Source organism: Pseudomonas khorasanensis, from assembly GCF_014268505.2.
GTDB lineage: Bacteria > Pseudomonadota > Gammaproteobacteria > Pseudomonadales > Pseudomonadaceae > Aquipseudomonas > Aquipseudomonas khorasanensis.
Map to the genome: position 1 here is coordinate 332,305 of NZ_JABWQP020000004.1, position 20,528 is coordinate 352,832.

General features: G+C 62.1%; 20 protein-coding genes. 9 read left to right on the forward strand and 11 right to left on the reverse strand.

Annotation, left to right across the window (positions count from 1 at the left end):
* Positions 1-83 precede the first annotated feature (83 nt).
* Entirely contained in the window at positions 84-1,430 is a 1,347-nt protein-coding gene (locus HU727_RS12950) for a type VI secretion system Vgr family protein (RefSeq protein WP_186531575.1), read from the forward strand.
* Positions 1,427-2,218, forward strand: a complete 792-nt coding sequence (locus HU727_RS12955; RefSeq protein ID WP_186531574.1) for a DUF4123 domain-containing protein — start codon at positions 1,427-1,429, stop codon at positions 2,216-2,218. The genes HU727_RS12950 and HU727_RS12955 overlap by 4 nt, the downstream gene beginning before the upstream one ends.
* 21 nt (positions 2,219-2,239) lie before the next feature.
* Here HU727_RS12955 and HU727_RS12960 read toward each other — a convergent pair whose 3' ends face one another.
* Positions 2,240-3,589, reverse strand: coding sequence for an MATE family efflux transporter (locus tag HU727_RS12960; RefSeq protein WP_186531573.1), 1,350 nt, complete (start codon positions 3,587-3,589; stop codon positions 2,240-2,242).
* Positions 3,590-3,739: 150 nt separating this feature from the next.
* Positions 3,740-4,033 carry a hypothetical protein gene (locus HU727_RS12965; protein WP_186531572.1) on the reverse strand — a complete coding sequence of 98 codons (294 nt, stop codon included), beginning with the start codon at positions 4,031-4,033 and terminating at the stop codon, positions 3,740-3,742.
* Positions 4,034-4,276: 243 nt separating this feature from the next.
* Between HU727_RS12965 and HU727_RS12970 the strand changes: the two genes are divergently transcribed.
* The 5 genes from HU727_RS12970 to HU727_RS12990 all read left to right on the forward strand — a co-directional run bounded on the left by HU727_RS12970 (position 4,277) and on the right by HU727_RS12990 (position 8,775).
* The gene (locus HU727_RS12970; RefSeq protein ID WP_186531571.1) at positions 4,277-4,579 is read left to right on the forward strand and encodes a MazG-like family protein; all 303 of its coding nucleotides are present in this window, start codon (positions 4,277-4,279) and stop codon (positions 4,577-4,579) included.
* Positions 4,579-5,328, forward strand: a complete 750-nt coding sequence (locus tag HU727_RS12975) for a methyltransferase (RefSeq protein ID WP_186531570.1) — start codon at positions 4,579-4,581, stop codon at positions 5,326-5,328. The genes HU727_RS12970 and HU727_RS12975 overlap by 1 nt, the downstream gene beginning before the upstream one ends.
* Positions 5,329-5,340: 12 nt before the next feature.
* A complete protein-coding gene (locus HU727_RS12980; RefSeq protein ID WP_186531568.1) occupies positions 5,341-5,952 on the forward strand; it encodes a DUF4136 domain-containing protein in 612 nt (203 codons plus the stop codon).
* 41 nt (positions 5,953-5,993) lie between these two features.
* Complete coding sequence (locus HU727_RS12985; protein WP_186531567.1) at positions 5,994-6,551, forward strand: DUF4136 domain-containing protein; 558 nt, start codon at positions 5,994-5,996, stop codon at positions 6,549-6,551.
* A 226-nt stretch (positions 6,552-6,777) separates the two neighbouring features.
* Entirely contained in the window at positions 6,778-8,775 is a 1,998-nt protein-coding gene (locus tag HU727_RS12990; RefSeq protein ID WP_186531566.1) for a pilus assembly protein TadG-related protein, read from the forward strand.
* Here HU727_RS12990 and HU727_RS12995 read toward each other — a convergent pair.
* Together HU727_RS12995 and HU727_RS13000 are read right to left on the reverse strand one after the other, a co-directional pair.
* A complete protein-coding gene (locus HU727_RS12995; protein ID WP_186531565.1) occupies positions 8,760-11,519 on the reverse strand; it encodes a PAS domain-containing sensor histidine kinase in 2,760 nt (919 codons plus the stop codon). The two genes, HU727_RS12990 and HU727_RS12995, sit on opposite strands and share 16 nt — an antisense overlap.
* Positions 11,516-11,962: a TadE/TadG family type IV pilus assembly protein gene (locus tag HU727_RS13000; protein ID WP_186531564.1), complete on the reverse strand. Its 447-nt coding sequence runs from the start codon at positions 11,960-11,962 to the stop codon at positions 11,516-11,518. Before HU727_RS13000 ends, HU727_RS12995 begins: the two co-directional genes overlap by 4 nt.
* A gap of 75 nt (positions 11,963-12,037) precedes the next feature.
* Between HU727_RS13000 and HU727_RS13005 the strand changes: the two genes are divergently transcribed.
* Positions 12,038-12,508 carry an A24 family peptidase gene (locus HU727_RS13005; protein ID WP_186531563.1) on the forward strand — a complete coding sequence of 157 codons (471 nt, stop codon included), beginning with the start codon at positions 12,038-12,040 and terminating at the stop codon, positions 12,506-12,508.
* A gap of 118 nt (positions 12,509-12,626) precedes the next feature.
* A complete protein-coding gene (locus HU727_RS13010; RefSeq protein ID WP_186531562.1) occupies positions 12,627-13,394 on the forward strand; it encodes a response regulator in 768 nt (255 codons plus the stop codon).
* A 642-nt stretch (positions 13,395-14,036) separates the two neighbouring features.
* Here HU727_RS13010 and HU727_RS13015 read toward each other — a convergent pair.
* Genes HU727_RS13015 through HU727_RS13045 form a run of 7 tightly spaced genes read right to left on the reverse strand, consistent with a single transcriptional unit; the run spans position 14,037 to position 20,523 of the window.
* Positions 14,037-14,309 (reverse strand): DUF3613 domain-containing protein, encoded by a 273-nt coding sequence (locus HU727_RS13015; protein WP_186531561.1) that lies wholly within the window; start codon positions 14,307-14,309, stop codon positions 14,037-14,039.
* A 10-nt stretch (positions 14,310-14,319) separates the two neighbouring features.
* Entirely contained in the window at positions 14,320-15,042 is a 723-nt protein-coding gene (locus tag HU727_RS13020; RefSeq protein WP_186531559.1) for a tetratricopeptide repeat protein, read from the reverse strand.
* 23 nt (positions 15,043-15,065) lie between these two features.
* Positions 15,066-15,950, reverse strand: a complete 885-nt coding sequence (locus tag HU727_RS13025) for a type II secretion system F family protein (RefSeq protein WP_186531557.1) — start codon at positions 15,948-15,950, stop codon at positions 15,066-15,068.
* 1 nt (position 15,951) lies between these two features.
* Complete coding sequence (locus tag HU727_RS13030; protein WP_186531555.1) at positions 15,952-16,836, reverse strand: type II secretion system F family protein; 885 nt, start codon at positions 16,834-16,836, stop codon at positions 15,952-15,954.
* Positions 16,837-16,853: 17 nt separating this feature from the next.
* On the reverse strand, positions 16,854-18,122 hold the full coding sequence (locus HU727_RS13035) for a TadA family conjugal transfer-associated ATPase (protein ID WP_186531553.1): 1,269 nt from the start codon (positions 18,120-18,122) through the stop codon (positions 16,854-16,856).
* On the reverse strand, positions 18,119-19,309 hold the full coding sequence (locus HU727_RS13040; RefSeq protein ID WP_186531552.1) for a CpaE/TadZ family protein: 1,191 nt from the start codon (positions 19,307-19,309) through the stop codon (positions 18,119-18,121). The genes HU727_RS13035 and HU727_RS13040 overlap by 4 nt, the downstream gene beginning before the upstream one ends.
* Positions 19,306-20,523 (reverse strand): type II and III secretion system protein family protein, encoded by a 1,218-nt coding sequence (locus HU727_RS13045; protein ID WP_186531551.1) that lies wholly within the window; start codon positions 20,521-20,523, stop codon positions 19,306-19,308. The genes HU727_RS13040 and HU727_RS13045 overlap by 4 nt, the downstream gene beginning before the upstream one ends.
* Positions 20,524-20,528: the final 5 nt, after the last annotated feature.

The following is a 20,528-nucleotide window of genomic DNA, read 5'->3' on the forward strand; positions in this document are numbered from 1 at the left end:
TTTCCTAAGTTGTACTTCACCTCTCTACTCGGCCATGCCTCTCGGCGAGAATCCCCGGCCGCCCCTCCTGTAGAGATCCGCCCATGTTCGATCCAGTCAACGAGTCGTCGTTTCGTCTCGATGTAGCGGGTCTGTCCGACCCCTTCGAAGTTCTGGCCTTTACCGGAAGGGAAGCGCTCAGCGAACCCTTTACCTTCGAGATCGATGTCGTGATTGATGATCCTCATCTGGATCTCGCCGGCCTGCTGCACCGTTCGGCCTTTCTGTGTTTCGGCCCTGCTGGCCAAGGCGTGCACGGGCAACTGCAGAGCCTTGTTCAGCACGAGCACGGCCACGGCCAGCGCTTGATCCGCGTGCGTTTTGAACCGAAGCTCGGCTGCCTCGACCTGCGCTTCAGCCAACGCATATTCAGCGGTCGCTCTGTCCCGCAGATCATTGAGCAGGTCCTTCGCGAGCATGGCATCGTCGGCCCGCAACGGCGTTTCGACCTGCACGGCGACTACCCGGCCCGCACTTTTTGCACGCAGTACCGCGAGTCTGATCTGCAACTGCTCCAGCGCCTGTGCGCAGAGGCCCGCATCCACTATTACTTCGAGCATCACCGCGACAGACATTGCCTGGTATTCGGTGACGATCCGACGAGAATGCCTCAAGCGGATGTCGCACAGTTCCAGGGGGAACAAGACCGGCGTTGCGTCACTCCAGCCGTGCGTCAATGGCAACTGCATGAAGACGTGCACTCCAGCCGACGAGGGCCCCATGCCGAAGGACACAGCGACTTGGCAGCTTTGCGCAGCGGCCAATGGTTGCCGCTGGACGGCCATGCCTTCCTCGAATGTAACCGGCCATGGTTGTTGACCCGCATCGAGCACCGCGCCGATCAGTCTCTCGAACCGCCTTACAGCAACCGACTGTTCGCTGCTGCGCAGGTCCCGGCCTGTGCGCCCGGTTCTACCCGACCCAAGCAGCGCATGCACAGCCTGCAACGGGCCTGGGTAGTTTCTGTCGATGAAGCGCAGCCGGATCGATCACGGCCGGTCGCGGTGCAATTCGACTGGCTTTATCAAGGCGAAGGCGCAGCGCCGAGTCATTGCTGGCTGCCGCTCGCGCCAAATCTGAGCGAGTTGCGCTCGGCGACACTGGCCGATGGTGTGGAGGTGGTGGTGAGTTTTCTCGAAGGCGATCCTGATCAACCGATAGTCAGTGGCGTGCTTCAGGCTTGCGTGCTGCCAGAGGATGCGGCTGAGGGTGACCCGCCGTCACTGCTGCCGGAGCGATTGATGAGTGATGGGCTGCAACAATTGCTGCAGTCTGGCGAGCCTTTGTTGCTGCTGTGCCTGATGCCGGGCGGCGGCAGCTTCAACCATTGTGCTGAATCCGTGTGCAGTTGCCGGCTGCTCACTGCCCTCGATCAGAGCAGCGCAAGATGAGCGGCGCGGCGCTTGAGCCCATGGCGCAATGGCTGTTGCTCGATACTCCGGAGGCGTCACGAGCCTTGCTGACCCTGCGTCAGGGGTTTGCCGGTGTGGCACGGCACCGGTTGTTCGACGGCACTGAATTTCAGCCGGTCAGTGAGCACGGCCCGGTGCTGGTCGATCTGCGCGACAGCCCGGCACTGACCGCGGTGTGCCTGCGCGACCCGGACACCTGGCGTGGCCTGTTGCTGAATTGCGAAATACCGGTTGCGCCGTTGCTCAGGCACTTGCAGCGCATGCTCACCGTCTCCTTCGGATTGAACCATCGGGCCTTGCTCAGCTATTACAACCGCCAGACCGCCAGCTACTTCTTCGACGCTTGTGACGCCGCGCAACTGAGTCGCTGGCTCGGACCGATCCGCCAGCTGCGATGGTTTGGCGGCACTTGGGCCGACCGCGCCATTGGCAGCCAGGGTTGGCAGCAACTGCGCAACCCCGGTCTGGCTGTCGAGCCACTGGGTATCGAAGAAAGCCTGACGCGGCGTCAGCGCGAACGCCTGCAAACCTGCTTGCTGGAGCAGCACATCTGGCGCTGGTGCCAGTCGCTGAACGCCGACTACCAGACGATGTGTGCGCATGTGCAACAAGGTCTGGCGCTGGGCTTCAATGATCGTGCTGTGCTCGATGGCTGGCTGTGGTTGCGCCTGCTTCATCCACGCGCCGCGCTGGTGGCGCCGCCGGCCGGTCTGACGCAGCAGGAGCGGCTCGACCATCTGCGTCGCCAGTGGGGCGCGCCCGGCTGACGTCGCGCAAACACTGTGTGACTAGTGAGCCTTGCCGTTGAACCAGCCATCGCTGCGTTTCAGCCACAAGGCTTGCGCGCCGAGGGTCACGCTGCGCAAGACCATGAACAGCAGGAACGATATCCACAGGCCATGGTTGCCCAGGCCCTGCAAGAACCAGGCGAAGGGCAGCAACAGCAGCACCGTCAACAGCATGCCGTTGCGCATTTCGCGCGCGCGGGTGGCGCCAATGAACAGGCCGTCGAGCAGATAACTCCAGACCGCAATCAGCGGCAGTACGGCGAGGTACGGCAGGTAGACGAATGCCGTCTCGCGCACACTCTGGATGTCGGTCTGCATCTGAATGAACAGGTGGCCGGCGAGCAGAAACAATACGGCGAATCCAAGGCTGGCGATCAGTGACCAGCCGCCAGCCACCACCAATGAACGTCGCAGCGCGAGGCGATCCCGCGCGCCGATGGCATGGCCGCACAAGGCTTCAACAGCGTGGGCCAGGCCGTCCAGCGCATGGGCGGTCAGCAGCAGGCCATTGAGCAGCAGCGCGTTGGCCGCCACCGTCGCATCGCCCAGACGCGCACCTTGCACGGTGATCAGGAAGAACACCGATTGCAGGGCGAGGCTGCGGATGAAGATGTCACGGTTGACGGCCAGCAGCGGGCGCCAGCTGTGCCAGCGCTTGAGCGCCGACCAGATGATGCGCCCGGGATAAGCGCGCAATGCCGTGCGCGTCAGTAACAGGCCGAGCAGGGCGCCGCTCCATTCGGCGATCACCGAAGCGCGCGCGGAACCGGTCACGCCCCAGTCCAGGCCGATAACGAACCACAGGTTGAGCACAATGTTGATCAGATTGGTGGTCAGCAGAATCGCCAAGGGCGCCCGGGCATTCTGCGTACCGAGGAACCAGCCGACCAGCGCATACGTTGCCAGCGCTGCGGGCAGGCCGAACAAACGGGTATGGAAAAACTCCCGGGTCAGATGATCCAGCTCCGCCGACGGTTGCATGAAGTGCAACGCGACGCCGCTGAGCGGCACGCCTAGGCTGCCCAGCACAATGGCCAGCCCCATCGCCAGTAACAGGCTCTGCAACAGAATCTGGCGCAACGCCGCGCCATCGCTGCGCCCGGCGGCCTGCGCGGCAAAACCGGTGGTGCCCATGCGCAGAAAACCCATGGCCCAGGCCAGAAAGGTGTACAGGCTGGCGCCAACCGCCACCGCGCCCAGTTGATGGGCATGGGGCAGGTGGCCGATGACGGTGCTGTCGACCAGCGCCACCAGCGGCACGGAAATATTGGACAGGATCATGGGGGCTGCGAGCGCCCAGACCTTGCGGTGAGTCGGGCGGTCGCGCCAGTCGGTGATCAGAGTGGACATTCGGGCTCCTTGGGGGAGCGGGGATTGTAGCGATTCATGCCATTCAATGTGGGAGCGAGCCTGCTCGTGAAGACTTACCGACCTTCGGCGAAGAGTTCGAGTATGCCGGCCATTCGCGATCGGGCTCGCTCCCACAGGAGGGCAGTGGTGTTAGTGGATGATCCAGCTCAACAACCACAGCCCCAGCAACAGCCAGATGATCCCGGCAATGATCGACGCATTCATGAACGCCCGGATCGCCGACCACAACAGCATCAGCCCGACTATCAGCGCAATGATGCTGATGATCGAGGTGTCCATGCCCAGCGTCCGGGACAGGCCCTCGACAAAATTGCCTCCGGCATTGCTCAGGATATTGAACAGGCCGCTGAGGCCATCGACGATAAACCGGATGACCGAACCCAGCGCCTGACCGAGCCATTCGAAAAAGCTTTCTACACGCATGTGTGCATCCCTGATGAAAGAGCTGAGCCTTGGGCCACAACGAGGGTGGCCGAGTTCCCTGCATGATAGTGGTTTTGCTCGACCTCTGTGGAAGCGAGCCTGCTCGCGAGCGCGCTGCGTCAGTCAAATCAGATCCGGATGATCCGCCGCCTTCGCGAGCAGGCTCGCTCCCACGTTAGTTCACCAGCGGGCCTTGCCTTCAGCCCGCATCCCCCCGAAGCTATGCGCCTTCAGGAGAGCCCGATGAACCTTGTTGAACTGACCGAACGCCTGCACACCATTCGTGACCGCAATGACTGGCGGCAATTTCATAGCCCGAAAAACCTTGCCATGGCCGCCAGCGTCGAAATGGCCGAGCTGGTGGAGATTTTCCAATGGTTGACGGAAGACCAGTCGCGCCAGTTGCCGGCGGACAAACTCGCGCACGCAGGGCAGGAAGTCGGCGATATCGTTTTGTATCTGTTGCTGCTGTGCAGCGAGCTGGGGCTGGACATGAATGAAGTGGTGCGCAGCAAGCTGGCGGACAGCGAACGGCGGTTCAGCTGATGAGCGACCGTCATTTCGATCAGTTGGCCACGCGCTTCGCGGAGAAAATCTACGGCGGCGCCAAAGGGGCGATTCGCCTCGCCGTGTTACAGGCCGATCTGGCCGAGGCTTTGCCGGATCGTCCGCTGCGGGTGCTGGATATCGGCGGCGGCCTGGGCCATATGTCGCTGTGGCTGGCCGAACGCGGCCATGACGTCACTTTCACCGAGCCGGCCGAGCCGATGCTTGAGGGCGCGCGTCAGCGTTTCGCCGACGCCGGGCAAACCGCGACGTTCATTCAGGCGCCATGGCAGGAGCTGCTTGGTCAGCTCACCGAACCGTACGATCTGGTGATCTGCCACGCCGTGCTGGAATGGCTCGCCGAACCCCACGCCATCCTGCCGGTGCTGCACCAGTTGACCAGGCCCGGTGGCTGGCTGTCGCTGGCGTTCTACAACCGCGACGCATTGATTTACCGCAATCTGCTCAAGGGTCATTTCAAGAAAATGCGCAAAAACGTCATGGCTGGCGAAAAGCAGAGCCTGACTCCGCAGCAGCCCCTCGACCCACGGGAATTGGCAACGCAACTCGCCGGTCTGTGGCAGGTCGAAAGCCAAAGTGGCGTGCGGGTTTTTCACGATTACATGCCGGTGGAATTCCAGGCCCGCGCCGAACTGGCGGACCTGCTGGAAATGGAACTTGCGCACCGTCGTCACCCAGGCTTCGCCGGGCTTGGGCGTTATTTGCACTGGATCTGCCGGCCGATCTGATCGGAGCACGACATGAAAGCTCACTGCGGGTTATTGCTGATGTGTCTGGGGTTGGCCGCTTGTCAGGGCAGCAACCCTTACGTGGCGCAGTCGCGACCCTTGCCACCGGCACCGCCGCAAGCCGCCACCACGTTCGACCGCAGCGCCTACCCGGCGGCGCCGCGTGATTATGGGCGCTACCGCAATTGGGCCTGGCGCAACGGGCAGTTGCCACCGGGCACGGCATGGGCCGACTCGGCGCAGGTGGCCGAAGCGGTGAGCAACGCCCTCGATCAGCGTGGCTTGCGCCCGATGCGCGACAACCGCCCGGCCGACCTGCTGGTCAGCGCCGATCTGCGTCTGGAAACCCGTCTGCGTCAGGTCCGCGACGACTACGGTTATCACGGCAGTTACGGCGGCTATGATCGTTATGGCCGCGGTTACGGCATGTACAACACGGTGCCGGTCATGCGCACCTATCAGGAGCAGGTTGTGGTGGTTCGGGTTGATCTGTTCGATGCCGGCAACGGTCAGCCGGTGTGGAGCGCCAGCGCCGAAACCGGCACCCAGGGCAATCAGATCGAGCGCGCCGATGCGATTCGCGAAGCTGTGGAAAAAGCCATGGCGGCGTATCCTCCCAGTTAACTTTTCGTCAGCAGGTTCATGTCTTCAACCGGAGAAAAATCATGTTCCGCCGTCTCGCTCTACTTGCTTTCACCGCGCTGCTCAGCGCCTGTGCCGCTAACCAGGTCAATCATGATTTCGATGCCAGCCGCGATTTTGCCGCCTATCGCAGCTGGAGCTGGAAAGACCCGGCCCTGCAATACCGCCCCGATGATCCGCGAATCAAGAGTGACCTGACCGAACAGCGCATCCGCCAGGCTGTTTCCGACCAACTGGACCAGCGCGGTTTGCGCCCGGCCGCTGGCGGCGCAAAGGGTGACCTGAACGTGCAGACCTACCTGATCGTCGAAGATCGTCAACAACAAGTGACGACCAACTATGGCGGCGGTTGGGGTGGCCCGTGGAATGGCTACTGGGGCGCACCGATGTACAACGAAACGCGCAACATCACCTACAAGGTCGCCACCGTTCAGATCGACCTGCTCGACGGCAAGGACGGCAAGCTGGTGTGGCGCGGCAGCGATGAGCAGATGCTCAGCAGCCGACCCAATCCGGCCGATCGCAGCACGGCCATTCGTGAAACCGTCGCGCGGATTCTGGCGAACTATCCACCGCGCTGAACCGCTCTGAAGCGGGCACCGTCCCTGTGGGAGCGAGCCTGCTCGCGAAGGCGGTGTGTCATTCAGCATTGAATCCTCTGGCACGACGCTTTCGCGAGCAGGCTCGCTCCCACAGTGGCGGTGGTGACAGGAATGGCGCGACGCCAGCAGTCTCGACCGACCGCGTCTACACTCTTTTTCATTAACGGAGGTAGCGCTCGGCACTGCGCCGGCAAAGGAGTGCGCCATGTCGCCTGGTTCGCAATGCAACGGCCCGGCCCGGCAACGTGGGGCGATCGGATTGATGGCGGCCGCCACTCTGAGCCTGGCGCTGGTGATGATGCTGCTGGTGGTCGACAGCGGTCGCCTGTACATGGAGCAGCGCAAACTGCAGCGCGTGGTGGATAACGCCGCCCTCGAAGCCGTGAGCCGTGGCGGCAATTGTCTGCCGGGGCTGACGGCGGCCAGTTACGCCGGGCAAAGTGCGGTGCGCAATGGCTACATCGTCGATGCCGACAATACCCTCGCCACTACTTGCGGCACGCTGGCCACGGGCGCCAGCGGTTTGCGCAGCTTTACTGTCGATGCCACACAATCAGCCGCCGTGAAAGTCGCGGCCAGCCGCACGGTGACCACCAGTTTTATCGGTGGCGTGCAGGCCTTGTTCAGCGCCACGCCGGTCAGCCTCAATACCACCCTTGAGGCGTCGGCGGTTGCCGCCAAACCCCAGGCGACCGTCGCCCAACTGAACATCCGCAGCACCCTCGCCAGCATCAACACCGCCCAGTCGAACATCCTCAATCCGCTGTTTTCCGGACTGCTCGGTGGCAACGTCAACCTCACGGCCGTGGGCTGGGATGGCCTGCTCAACACCGATATCAATCTGCTTAAATACCTCGACCAACTGGCAATCAACCTCAACGTCGGGGCGGGTAATTACGCCCAGTTGCTCAATACCCAGGCCACCGTCACTCAACTGATTCAGGCGGCTGCGACGGTGGTGCAGCTCAATGGCGCGACCGCTGAAGTGGTCACCGCACTGGGTCAGTTACAGGTCGCCGCGATCAACGCGGCCCCGGTCAAACTGGGTGAAATTCTGCAACTGCAAACCGGCACCACGGCGGCGGGTCTGGATGCCAATCTGCAATTGCTGCAACTGGTGCAAGGCGTGGTGCAACTGGCCAACAGCAAAAGCGCGGTGGCGGCGACCTTGCCGGTCAACGTGCTCGGCCTGGCCGGAGTCACGGTGCGCGTGAAGGTGATCGAGCCGCCGCAGTTTTCTGCGATTGGCGATCCCGCGCGGGCCAAGGCCAACCCGTTGGGGCCTGACCGGATTTATGTGCGAACCGCGCAGGTTCGTACGCTGCTATCGATGAACCTGCCGGTGTTGTCCGGCGTGACGGGGCTTACGAATGCGGTATTGGGATTGGTCGGTGCCCTGACGCCGACGCTCAATGCATTGCTGAGCCTGAATCTGGTGGACACGCTCAACTCGCTGGTTTGCCTCTTGGGCGCCGGTTGCCAACAGCTCGATCCGAAGCTGCTGCCGTCACCGCAAATCGACATCGCGCTGGACGCCGGCGGCGCGAAAAGTTATGTCACCGATTTTCGTTGCCCGACAGGTGGCGTCGGCAGCAAAAGTCTGACGGCGCACACCGTGACCGCAGTTGCCGATCTCAAACTCGGCAAGATCGATGCGACGGACGCGTTTTCATCGGCAGCCGAGCCCACCGTGGCGCCGTTGCCGCTGGTCGATCTGGGCATCGTCACCTGCCACAAGATCCTCGGCCTCGGCAGTTGCAACCCGGCCACGCACGTTCAATTCGGCGCCGGCGGCATCGCCATCAAACTCGACACCAGCGTCGCGCAGACCACGCAGGACCTGGTGTTCTCCAGCACCACGCCGTTCGCCACCCCGGCGAATCTGAAACTGCCGCCGAGCATCCTGCCTGCCGCACCGGCCAGCAACATTGTCGGCAGCCTGTCGAGCACCCTGTCAGGCATCAACCTGATCGTCTACAAACCTGTGGGCAGCAATCCGCTGGGCGCCATCGTCCCGGGCGTGGCCTCGTTGATCAGCGATGTCACCAACCGACTGTTGCCGGTGATCACCGGTTTGATCAGTCCTGTGCTCGACCCGCTGCTGAACAACCTGCTCAAAGGCCTGGGCATCAGCCTGATGAACACCGAAGTGGGCGCCAATATGACGTGCGGGCAGACCGGCAAGGCCTATCTGGTGATCTGATCGTCCGTCGCCAACGGCAGTTCGATGCAAAAGCGCGCCCCCTGCGCCGAGTTGCGCACGCTTAACTCGCCGCCCATGTTGGCGATGATGCCGTAGCTCACCGACAAACCCAGACCCGTGCCCACGCCGATCGGTTTGGTGGTGAAAAACGGCTCGAAGATCCGCTCCAGCAATCGCGGGTCGATACCGCCGCCGTTGTCTTCGACCCACAGCCGCACGTTCTCCTCGTCACGTTCGACGTAAATCGAGATCCACGGCTTGAACGCCGAGTCGTTCTCGCGTTTGCTCAGCAAGGCGTCACGGGCGTTGACCATCAGGTTGATCAGCACCTGTTCGAGCTGATCGACGTAACCGCGCACCTGCGCCTCGAAACCGGTCTCGCTGATGCGCAGATCCACACCTTTGCCGCGCATGCCCTCGGCCAGCAGCGACAGCGTGCCTTCGATGGCCTGCGCCGGGTTGAAGAGCTGTTGTTCGATTTCCGAGCGCCGGCCGAACACGCGCATGTGGTCCACGACTTTCGCTGCACGCTGCACTTGAGCGTCGATGCGGTGGAGTTTGTCGGTCAGGTAATCGACCTGCACATCACCGTTGCCCAGGCGCTTGAGCACGTTGACGATGGCCATGCGCATCACGTTCAGCGGCTGATTGATCTCGTGGGCGAGGCCGGTGGCCATTTCGCCAAGCGTGGCCATTTTCGCGCTCTGGGTGAGTTGCTGTTGTGAGCGGCGCACCTCGGTGTTGTCGCGGCCCACAGCTTGCACTTCGACCAGTTGCCCGCGCTCATCGAACACCCCACGATCCGACCAGACCCACCACGCATGCTCGCGCCCGGGCAATTGCAGGCTGATCTCGGCGGTGCTCACCGGATGTTGCGGGGTCAGTTGCGTCAGGCGCTGAAGAAAAGCAGCGCGCTGTTCCTCCGACATCCAGCCGCCCAGATCAATGCCCGGCAACTGTTCCGGCGCGCATTCCAGATAGGTTGCCAGTGGACGATTGCCGAAGGTCAGCGTCAGGTCCGGGCGATAACGGCAGATCATCGCCGGCGAATCTTCCACCAGAATCCGGTAGCGCTCCTCGCTCTGCCTGACCTGCTCGGCGGCGAGCGTTGCGTCGGTGACGTCCAGCCACAGACCGACCGCTTCGACCGGCAGACCGAGATCGTTGCGCAACAGTTTTGCCTCATCGAGCAACCAGTGATACTCGCCACGGCTGTCGCGCAGTCGATATCGCGTGCGCACCGAGCCTTCGCGCAGCAACTGACGGCTGCGCTGGAAATACACTTCGCGGTCGTCGGGATGCACGCGTTCGCCCAGTGCGGCGGCGTCGCAATCGGCCAGCGTCCAGCCGAGCAGAGGTTGCAGGCTGGCGCTGAAAAATGCCGGAATCAGCGCGCCTTCCTCATAGCGCTGGACGTAAATCACCGCCGGCGAACTGGCGATCAGATTGTCCAGCCGCGCGTGTGCGGCAGCGGCCCGCTGTTGCTGATTCTGGATGTCGCTGATATCGAGCATGAAGCCGGTCAACCGTCGGTGCTCACCCGTGCCGCTGACCTGGCCCTGAATGCGATACCAGGCGGGTGCCTGCCCGGCCTCCGCGCGGTGCAGACGAACGCTCAGCGTCAACGCTTCTCCTTGCAATTGCAGGGCGCGCAGGCGGCTGCGCAATTCATCACGATCGGCGGGATGGAAGAACATCAGCCAGTCCTCGACCGGCAACGTGCATTCGCTCAGACCCAGCGTCGTGGCCAGCGACGGCGCCACCGAAATCGCTTCGTGATTGATCTCCCACCAACCGGTGCCGAGCAGGTTCTGTAACGATTCGAGGCGCTCCATGGATTGCTGGTGGCGTTGTTCGCGCAAGCGGCTGAGCAGCGGCCCGGCCAGCGCGCCGGCCAGGGTCAGCCAGTCACGGTCTGTCAGCCACGGCGCCACGGCATCGACTGAATAAAAACCGCAGAGCAGCCAGGCCACCACACCATGATCATTGCTGTAGGGCACGGCGAAACCGTTGGCATTGCCGAATGTGGCCTGTAATCGCGAGTGTTCATATTGACCCTGCTGGCCGTCGAGACGCTGAGGTGCGCTGCCGTTGAGGCTGTCCAGAGGCGTGCCCAACCGTTGCCCGTCCACCCAGAGTTCGGGGGCATCGTGGCCGCGAAACTGCTGATGAATCTGCCAGCCCTGGGTCTGCTCATCGAGCAGAGCCACGGCCAGACAGGGGATGTGCCAGCGCTGGGCGATGGCCTGCAACTGTTCGCCGAGCACCGTTGACAGACGCGTCAGGCTGCAGGTGCGCAGATGATCGCTGATCTGCGCGGCGAGGGTCTGGCACGCGTCGCGGTGGCGCGATTGCTGACGCTCGAGCAGCAGGTCGGCGATGTCGAGCATCTGCAGCAGCCAGCCGTCACCCAGCACTTGCACCCAGCCGCGCAGGTGCAAGGGCTGATCGTTCAGGCCGGGGAAGTCGAGGTCGAGCAATTGTCCTTGCCAATCCCTGGGCTGGCCTTCGATGCTCAATAAGCTGTGGGGCAGCACATAGGCGCTGAGCGGCAGGGGACGGTCGTGAGGTTTGTGCTGGGCGAGCAAATGCCGCAGCGGGCCGGCGATTTGCAACACGTCGCCGTTGCCATCCAGATACAGATGCAGACCGGTGGGCGGCACGCCGAGTCGGTCCGGCAGGTCGTGGGCAGCGGTGGGTGAGCGCTTGAGCAATCGCCCGAAGAGGTTATCGCCGGTTGTCAAAATTGCAGGCTCGAGCGGGCGGTCAGGTGGGTGGGCAGATTGGGCACCGTGCCAACGCCCGGCAGCACCAGAAACGGCATGATCTGATTCAGTTTGCTCACCGGGTAATTGACGCTGACGGTCAGTGTGCCGCTGCCCGTGTCATACACCGAACTGGTGTCCACCCCGACCACCAGGTTCAGTGCCGACGGCAGCCACTGCAATTGTTGAGTCAGTGCGGCATTGGCAGTGCTGACCACCACCGTCGAATAGTTGGGCGTCGTCGGATCGACCGCCACACTGCGGCGCACTGCTTCGGCGGTGGCCTGATTGAATGATTGCATCATGACGAAGGGCAGGCCGTAGCTCACCAGTCCGTAAAACACGGCGAAAAAGATGATGAACACCAAGGCGAACTCGATCGCCACCGCACCTTTTTGTGACCTGCGAAAGCCGGTTTTCATGCGTGCGTCTACCCTGACCATCACTGCGTAGTATCAGCATAGAATCATTCAGCCGAAACGGACGGTTTTTACCGGATGCAGATATTTATTCTTCTGATGTGGCTGGCATTGTGTGCCGCGCAAGACGTCCGGCAGCGGCGGATTTCCAACGTCTTGACCCTGGGCGTGGGCGCGCTGGCACTGGTCTGGCTGTTGACCAACGGCACCACTTGGCTGGGCGCCGACGCGACCCAGGGCGGCTGGGCGTGCCTGATCGCCGTGGCGCTGACGCTGCCCGGTTACGTCATGGGCCGCATGGGGGCCGGCGATGTGAAATTAATGACAGCCTTGGGTCTTGCGACGAACGGCGTGTTTGTTCTTGGCGCATTTATCGGCGCCGGCGTTGCAAGCGTGATCTGGCTGCTGCTCGCGCCAAGAGTCTGGCTTCATATGTCTCAAGGACTTAGAGAGCATCTGCGATATCTGAAGCCTGATGCGTCAAAAAAGCTGCCATTTGCACCGTTCGTGTTGACCGGTGTTGTGCTTTCCCTGATCTGGATTACCTGATCGCTTGGTGCCACTAGTCCTATGTACATAGTCGGAAAGTGGGTCTACTTTCAGTTCAGGTGTATACGCCACCAAAGTGCAGGAATCGTCAGCGTTGGCCCGAGCAATGGAGTGGTTCGTGAACAAGCCTACTGCGGTAAAAATCCTTGTGGTCGATGATCAGCCGCTGATTGTCGAAGAACTCTGTGAGTTTCTTGAGAGCAGCGGTTACCGTTGCGTGCCGTGCGAGTCGAGTCTTGAAGCCATTGAGCTGTTCAGGGCGGACCCGGACATTGGTCTGGTGCTGAGTGATCTGCACATGCCGGACATGGATGGCATCGAGTTGATTCAGGCATTGCAGACGCTGGCCGGCAAGCAGCGGGTGTTCGAGGCGATCATGCTCACCGGGCGCGCCGACAAGCAGGATGTGATCAAGGCGTTGCGCGCGGGGATTGCCGATTATTATCAGAAACCGATTGTTCTGGATGAGTTGCTCGAAGGGGTGCAGCGTCAGCAGTTGGCTTTGCATGAACGACAGAAGAATCTGCATCTGGGGCACCTGAATCAGAAGTTGCAGTTTTTGTCCGAGTCGATTGATGACCTTTATCAGGATCTGGATAAAGTTCGGCGCACGCCCGCGCCGGTGTCGGTCGATGGTGAGCCCGGTGACGCTGAGATCCCTGCGGTCTTCAGTCAATTGTCGCCGCGCCAGTTGGACGTGGCGCGATTGGTGGGGAAGGGGCAGACCAATTATCAGATTGCCTGTGAGCTCGGGATTACCGAGAACACGGTGAAGCTGTATGTGTCGCAGGTGCTGCGGTTGACGCATATGCATAATCGGACGCAGTTGGCGTTGGCTTTGTCGCCCAGCGGGGTTGGGGCGCGGCAGCGCGTTACGGCTCATTGACTTGGCGGCCTTTGGGCCGACCAGGCTTTGGGTTGGTTGGGTGAATATCCGTTGCTTCGGTAGCAGCTGCTGGCGGTTTCGCCTGACGGCGACTTACTTTTTTACAAGCGCCTAAAAAAGTAAGCAAAAAACGCTAGCTCCTACGTTCGGCCCTCGCAGGCTCGGGTTCCTTCGCTCCGGGATCGATCCGGGCGCAGCGGCTCCGGTTTGCTTCGCTGCACCTACACTCGCTGTGTTTGGCTGCGCCAAACGGTCGCTGCGCTCCCACCCCCAGATCAATCCCTCCACTCAGCCTTCCGACGTCGCCCGTGGATCAAGATCAAGAGCGGTACTCGAGCTTGCGCTCATTGTTGAGTGGGGCGGCTTCGCCGCGGGCAGCTGCGCTGCTTTGCTTTTCTGTGGGAGCGAGCCTGCTCGCGAAGGCGGCCTGACAGCCGATCTGTTCTTGAGTGTTACGCAATCCAACTGTAGGAGCTGCCGAAGGCTGCGATCTTTTGATTTTGCTTTTGCTTTTGCTTTTGCTTTTCTGCGAGCCTGCCCGCAAAGGCGGCCTGATAGCCGACCTGTTCCTCGCCGAATGCACACGATCCAAACTGTAGGAGCGAGCCTGCTCGCGAAGGGGCCAAAAAGAACGCCGCTCAGCTAATTCTTGCTCTCAACCTTCCCCCCCGCATCCGGATCATAGAAATCCGGAATCTCGTACTGGTACTTCTTCAACCAGCGCTGCATCGCCAGTTCTCGTTCGGTGGCGGTGGCGCTCTGGGGTTTGGGTGAGGCGGCTTTGTTGCGGCTTTGCAGGACCAGCCAGCCTTCGGTTTCCTGTTGTTGCGCCGAGGCGGGGCCGGTGTCGATGGCGTGGGCGCAGACGGGCAGGGTGAGCAGGGTCAGGTAGCACAGGCCTTTGCGGATGTTCATGGCTGTCTCCTTATTTGAGCGACGGCGGTAGCGGGTCGGTGAAGACCGCAACTTGATCGCCGGGCGGTGCTTTGGTGTTGGCCGGGGCTTTGAGTTTTTCCGCGCGTTGCTGCGCTTCGGTGAATTGCTGCGGGGTCAGTTTCGAACGGCTGACGATTTCGGCGGCTTGTTGCCAGTCGTTCTGGTAGAGCAACAAGGTGACCATGTTCAGTGTCGCCAATTGGTTGTTCTGGCTCAGTTCGATGGCGGTGAGGAATTCGAATTTCGCCTCGTTGAGGCGCTGCTGGTTGAGGTAGACCACGCCCAAGTCGTTGCGGATTTTTTCGTCGGTGGGCGCCAGGCGGACGGCGCGTTGCAGGTGGGCCTGGGCCTGGCCGTTGTCGCCACGGGCGGCGTAGAGCTGGCCGAGGCCGTGTTCGGCCTGGGCGGTGAGGCAGCCGCCGAGGAGGCTGCGGTATAACGGCTCGGCTTCGCTGCGGCCGAGCAGGCGATAGACCTTGGCTTTGCGCAGGCGCACTTCGCTGAGGTTGTCCGGCAGGCTTTGCAGGTTGGCCAGGCTGGCGTGGAGTTTGCCGTCGTTGGCCAGGTCGTCGGCCAGGTTCAGCGACAGTTCCTGCTCCGAGGTCAGTTTGCTGCAACTGGACGGCGACAGCAGCGAGGTCCACGGCGCCTGGCCGTCCGTGGCGCAACCGCCGAGCAGCAGCAGACTTGCCATGACTATCAATACTTTCATCAAACGCTCTCCACGAGTCAGGGTCAGTTTGCAAACGCTCGGGCAATCGCGGTGAAGCCCGGGCCGGCCAGTACGATCAGCAGCGCAGGAAACAGAAACAGCATCATCACCACCGACATCTTCGCGGACATTTTCGAGATGTACTCCTGCAGGCGGGTCAGGCGACGGTCATCCAGTAATTGTTTGAGCGCCAGCAGCGACTTCATCGCGCCGCCGCCCTGGTGGATCAGTTGCTGCAGGATCACGCAGGTGTCGGTGAATTCGTCCACTGCCAGCATGACCGCAGTCTTGTTCAGTTCCTGACCCAGCTCCAGGCCCGAGTCGACGCGGCTGAGGGTCAAACGCAATTCGCTGGTCAGTTCCGGCAGCAGTTTTTGCGCTTCGATGCTCAGCACGCGCAGGGCTTGTTCCACCGCCATGCCGGATTCGAAGAGGATGCGCAGCAGCGGAATGAAGGTGGATATTTCCACGGCGATGGTTTTCTGCCGGCGCCCGGCGGCGTAAGCGAGTATGCGTTTGGGCAAGAGATAGCCGCCGCCTGCGGCGAACATCGGCGCCATCCAGCGGTGGGTGGTCTGTGGAAAAAACACTTCTTGCAGAAAGATCGCCAGCCCCAGCGCCAGCAGCGGCGTGCCGATCTGGCAGGCGGCGAACAGGGCGCGTTCGTTGGCGCGGCGCCAGCCGAGGCGGCCAAGCAACATTTGGGTTTCGCTGTCGATGCTCACCGAACGTCGGCCGAAGCGGCTGTTGCCCAGTGCGCGCAGCCAGGTGCCGAAACGGTTTTCGCGCACCAGACGGCCCTGCAAGCGCAGGTTCACCTGGCGTACGCGGCGGCGCTCGGTGAGCAGGTGATTGCCTACCAATAGCAATGAGCCGAGCAGCAACAACAGAGCGGCGAGCCAGACCATGTCAAACACTCCGCAACATGCGCCACAGCGCCAGACTGCCCAGCACCTGCAACGCGGCGGCGCTGAGCAGCATGGTCTGGCCGCTTTCGTCATTCCACATGCCCAGCATGTAGCCGGGGTTGGTCAGCATGAAGTAGCTCACCAGAATCAACGGCAATGTGCCGAGCACCCAGGCGGTCATGCGCGTTTCGCCGGTCAGCGCGCGTAACTGGCGAGCGCCCTGATCGCGTTCGCGAATCAGTTTGATCAGATTTTCCAGCAGTTCGCTGGCGTTGCCGCCGTAGCGATGGTTGACCTTCAGGCCCAGGGCGAACATGCGCAGTTCGTCCTGCTCGTAGAGTTCGGCAAAATCGCTGACTGCGTCCGGCAGGTTCACGCCCAGTTGCACATTGCGTTGCACCCGGCCCATGGCGGTTTTCAGCGGATCCTCACTGGCTTCGATGCCGCCCATGACCGCATCGCTGAGCGTGCGCCCGGACTTGAGACTGCGCACGGTGTGATCAAGCAATTGCGGCAATTGCTCGATCATGCGTCTGATCCGGCGCCGGTAGCGAATGGCGATGTACAGCCGCAACGCCACGGGTGGCGCGATCAGCATGACCACCAACCCGACCCAGCTTGCGGTCAAAAATCCCAGGCCCATGGCCGCTGCCCACAGGCTCAGCCATAGCCCGAAACGCTCGCTCGGCCGGCCCAGTCCGGCACGCAAAAACATGCGCTCCAGCCCCACCCATCTTGTCTGCTCGACAACTCGTTGCGGTTGTCCGGCGGCGAGTCGGTCGAGGACTTTTTCCGTCGCTGTTTTGCGCAGGCCTTGCAGAAAAAGATGAATCGACAGCCCGAGCAACATCAGGCACAGGGCGATTAAAATGAACGGTCCCAGCATCTGCCTGCTCCTCGCCGTCAGCCCAGGTGAATCTCGTGGCGTAACTTGTCGCCGGCCGGGTTGACCGCTTCGCGCACGAAGCCGAAACCCGTGCGGCGGTCGAGGCGAAACAGGGTATTGGTGACGTAAACGTCCTCGCGAATACCGACCACTTCCACCACCTCGCTGACACAGCGCCGGCCATCAGGCATGCGCGCCAACTGGATGATCACGTCGAGGGCGGCGCAGATCATCTGGCGCAGGGTGCGTTCGGCGATCGAACGCCCGGTCAGGCCCACCAGTGTTTCCAGACGCAGCAAGGCATCCTGCGCATTGTTGGCGTGCACGGTGCTCATCGAGCCGTCGTGGCCGGTGTTCATCGCGGTGAGCACGTCGACCACTTCGACGCCACGAATCTCGCCGAGAATGATCCGGTCCGGGCGCATGCGCAGCGCGTTGCGAATCAGGTCGCTGGCCTTGACCTCGCCGTGGCCCTCGGCATTTGGCGGCCGGGTTTCCAGACGCACAACGTGAGGGTGGCCGAGTTGCAGTTCCGCGACGTCTTCGATGGTGACGAGGCGTTCGTGGGGATCGATCAACTGGCTGAGGATGTTCAGCAACGTGGTTTTACCGGTGCCGGTGCCGCCGCTGATGAGGATGTTGCAGCGCTTGCCGACAGCGTTCTGCAGAAATTCAAAAATCGCCAGATCGATGGTTTGCATGGCCATCAGGTCGGTGCTTTTGAGCATGTCCTTGCGAAACTTTCGAATCGACAGGCACGGACCGTCGAGGGCAATCGGCGGAATGATTGCGTTGACCCGGCTGCCATCCGGAAGGCGCGCGTCAACCATCGGCGAGGACTCATCGAGACGCCGCCCGAGGGGCGCCAGAATACGCTGCATGACCCGCTCGACGTGATGCGCATCGATAAAGCGCAAATCGCTTTGATGCAACACGCCATCGCGCTCGATAAATACCCGGTGCGGGCCGTTGACCAGAATTTCCGTCACTGACGGATCGCGCAGCAGCACTTCCAGTGGCCCGAAACCGGTGAGTTCGTCGACGATTTCTTCGGCCAGTCGCTCCATCTCGTAGCGGGAAATCGCCAGGTGCAGACGGGCGATGTATTCGCAGACTTTGTCGGTGACAAATTGCGCCAATTGCTGGCGTGATCCTTCCAGCAGGTTTTTCCCCGACTCTTCGATGGCGTCGATGATGTAGCGGTGCAGGACCAGCTTCAGGCCCTCGTGGTCGGTGTTGCCGATGGCGCCGCGTGGCGTTGCGCCAAACAGTTTTTCTGCGCTCATGAGCTGCCTCGCAGGCGGTCAAACCAGGTGGTTTTCGGTTTGCTCAAGGCTTCGGAGCGTTTGGCCAGTCGCTCGCCGAGTGCCCGCAGGCTCTGCGTGAGTTTTTCTCGCGGTGCCAGTTCGAACAGGCTGACGCCCTGATTTTTCGCGTTCAGGCGCACGTCGGGACTGAAGGCCAGCACCGCAATTACCTCCAGATCGAAGGTCCTGCCCAATGTCTCCGAGTCGGGCGCGACGTTGCTCAGGTAGCGATCGACCAGCAGCCTGCCGTGATCAAGCTTCATGCCTTTTTCGCGCCATAAATTGAGCACGGCGAGGTTGCGTCGGCAGTTGAGCACGTTCTGGTCGGTGTACCACAGCAGCTTGTCGCAGTGACTGACGAAGGTGCGCAACGCTTCGCTGTCGGCCTGGCCAACGAGGTTCACCACAATGTGCTGAAAGTGTTGGCGCAGGGCGCTGAGCAACATGTACAGCTCGGCGGCGCTGGTGGTGTCCAGTGGCTCGTCCGTGTTGGCGTAGGCCAGAATCCGCAGGCCGTTCTGCGCGCTGGTGAAGGCGCTGTCGATCAGCGTGGTGTCGAGGCGACGCAGATGACGCAGGGCGTCGCCGAAGTGGAACGAACTCTCCAGGCCCAGCAACGCCAGACTGTCGCCACGGGGCAGACCGAGATCGAGCAGCAGGGTTTGCTGACCGCTTTTCTGTATGACCGTGGCCATGTGATTGGCGAGCAAGGCGCCATCGGAGCTGCTCTGCACGCCGTACATCACCGTGAGGCCGCCGAGTTGCGTGCTGGGGGTGACGGCCGGCAAGCGTTTACTCAGGCGCCGCACCAGCCCGGCGACTTCGCTGGAGCGCGAACCGTAGGCGACAAAATCCCGCGCCCCGGCGCGCATCGCATTCAGCACCAGCTGATTGTCCATGCCGTCGCCCAGGGCAACGATCGCCAGCATCGGCTTGGCTTCCAGCGCCCCTTCGATCAGCGCGCTCTGGGCGACCACATGCTCGCGGTCGAGCCCGACGAACACCAGATTGGCGAAAGTGACATCGACCAGGGCGAGCAGTTCGTCGAGGCTGCCGGCACCCGCGCTGACAACTTGACCCAGCGGCGCGAGGGCGCTTTGCAGCCATTCCAGATCGGTGCTGTTGCGGGTGATGGCGAGGAAGGTCTGGCTCAGGTTCTGGCTCATTGGGACAACCCGCTGCGCTTGTCGAAGTTGCCGTTCTCGAGGAAGAACATGCGATAGAAGTTCGGGTCATAGTTGCGCAGTTTTTCCCCCGGCAACGACGGCAGCCTGGCATCGGCCGCGAGTGGCTGCACCAGGTGCGGGGTGACGATCATCAGCAGCTCGCGCTCTTCGCGCTTGATCTGCGAGCCCTTGAAAAACGCGCCCAGCACCGGGATGTCACCCAGGCCCGGAAACTTGTTTACCTGCGAGCTGTTGCTGGTGCTGATCAGGCCGCTGATGACGAAACTCTCGCCATCGCCCAGCGACACACTGGTGTCGGTGCGGCGAATGGTCAGGGCCGGAACGGTGGTTCCGGCAATGTTCACCGCGTTGGCAAAATCCAGTTCGCTGACTTCCGGGGCGACCTTCAGGGCGATGCGGTCTCGGCCGATGATGGTCGGCGTCAGCGTCAGGCGGATGCCGAATTCCTTGTATTCGATCGACACGCTGTCGCTGCCGGAGCTGGGCACCGGAATCGGGATTTCGCCACCGGCAAGAAAACTCGCACTCTGGCCGCTCAGCGCCACCAGACTCGGCCGCGCCAGGGTGTAGGCGAAACCGCTGGTTTCCAGGGCGTTGATGATCGCCATGGTTTTGCCGCCGACCCAGGAAAAGTTGAACAGCGAGTTGTCCACCGGCAGGCGTGGCTGTGGAACGCCGTCGATCGGCGGCAACGTGCCGGGCGAGCCAAACAGGAAATTGCCTCGGGTGCCGATCAGAGACGCCGTGGCTTCCTTGAGTTTGGTACGGCTGACTTCGACGAAGCGGATGTCGGTCTGCACTTGCGACGGCAAGGTCGGATCGTCCGACGGCGAGCTGCTGGTCAGGGCTGTGGTGGCCGCTCCCTGGACAAAGACCATGGCTTGTTGCGGCTGCGCCGAACACGCGGTCCAGACCATCAGGCTGGTGGCGCCCGGGCCGACACCGGTCAGCAGAAACGACGAACCGCCGTTGGCGTGCACGTCGGCGATTTTCGGATCACCGATCGCCAGACGAGTGATCGCGACCGGTGACTGCATGTCCTGCTGGAACCCTTCGCCGATCTCGATCACCGAGGGCAGTCGCGGCAGAGCCGAGCAATTGCCGACAGCCGCCAGGGCCGCGTCCATCGACAGTCCCATCAGCAGCAAGGTCCGGAGCACAGGTTTGAATGTCGGTCTGAGTCGACTCTGCATGCACG

Excerpts from the sequence above, each read along its gene's own strand:
- HU727_RS12950 (WP_186531575.1), top strand. The coding sequence starts at position 84 with ATGTTCGATCCAGTCAACGAGTCGTCGTTTCGTCTCGATGTAGCGGGT.
- HU727_RS12955 (WP_186531574.1), top strand. The coding sequence starts at position 1,427 with ATGAGCGGCGCGGCGCTTGAGCCCATGGCGCAATGGCTGTTGCTCGAT.
- HU727_RS12960 (WP_186531573.1), bottom strand. The coding sequence starts at position 3,589 with ATGTCCACTCTGATCACCGACTGGCGCGACCGCCCGACTCACCGCAAG.
- HU727_RS12965 (WP_186531572.1), bottom strand. The coding sequence starts at position 4,033 with ATGCGTGTAGAAAGCTTTTTCGAATGGCTCGGTCAGGCGCTGGGTTCG.
- HU727_RS12970 (WP_186531571.1), top strand. The coding sequence starts at position 4,277 with ATGAACCTTGTTGAACTGACCGAACGCCTGCACACCATTCGTGACCGC.
- HU727_RS12975 (WP_186531570.1), top strand. The coding sequence starts at position 4,579 with ATGAGCGACCGTCATTTCGATCAGTTGGCCACGCGCTTCGCGGAGAAA.
- HU727_RS12980 (WP_186531568.1), top strand. The coding sequence starts at position 5,341 with ATGAAAGCTCACTGCGGGTTATTGCTGATGTGTCTGGGGTTGGCCGCT.
- HU727_RS12985 (WP_186531567.1), top strand. The coding sequence starts at position 5,994 with ATGTTCCGCCGTCTCGCTCTACTTGCTTTCACCGCGCTGCTCAGCGCC.
- HU727_RS12990 (WP_186531566.1), top strand. The coding sequence starts at position 6,778 with ATGTCGCCTGGTTCGCAATGCAACGGCCCGGCCCGGCAACGTGGGGCG.
- HU727_RS13000 (WP_186531564.1), bottom strand. The coding sequence starts at position 11,962 with ATGAAAACCGGCTTTCGCAGGTCACAAAAAGGTGCGGTGGCGATCGAG.
- HU727_RS13005 (WP_186531563.1), top strand. The coding sequence starts at position 12,038 with ATGCAGATATTTATTCTTCTGATGTGGCTGGCATTGTGTGCCGCGCAA.
- HU727_RS13015 (WP_186531561.1), bottom strand. The coding sequence starts at position 14,309 with ATGAACATCCGCAAAGGCCTGTGCTACCTGACCCTGCTCACCCTGCCC.
- HU727_RS13020 (WP_186531559.1), bottom strand. The coding sequence starts at position 15,042 with ATGAAAGTATTGATAGTCATGGCAAGTCTGCTGCTGCTCGGCGGTTGC.
- HU727_RS13025 (WP_186531557.1), bottom strand. The coding sequence starts at position 15,950 with ATGGTCTGGCTCGCCGCTCTGTTGTTGCTGCTCGGCTCATTGCTATTG.
- HU727_RS13030 (WP_186531555.1), bottom strand. The coding sequence starts at position 16,836 with ATGCTGGGACCGTTCATTTTAATCGCCCTGTGCCTGATGTTGCTCGGG.
- HU727_RS13035 (WP_186531553.1), bottom strand. The coding sequence starts at position 18,122 with ATGAGCGCAGAAAAACTGTTTGGCGCAACGCCACGCGGCGCCATCGGC.
- HU727_RS13040 (WP_186531552.1), bottom strand. The coding sequence starts at position 19,309 with ATGAGCCAGAACCTGAGCCAGACCTTCCTCGCCATCACCCGCAACAGC.
- HU727_RS13045 (WP_186531551.1), bottom strand. The coding sequence starts at position 20,523 with ATGCAGAGTCGACTCAGACCGACATTCAAACCTGTGCTCCGGACCTTG.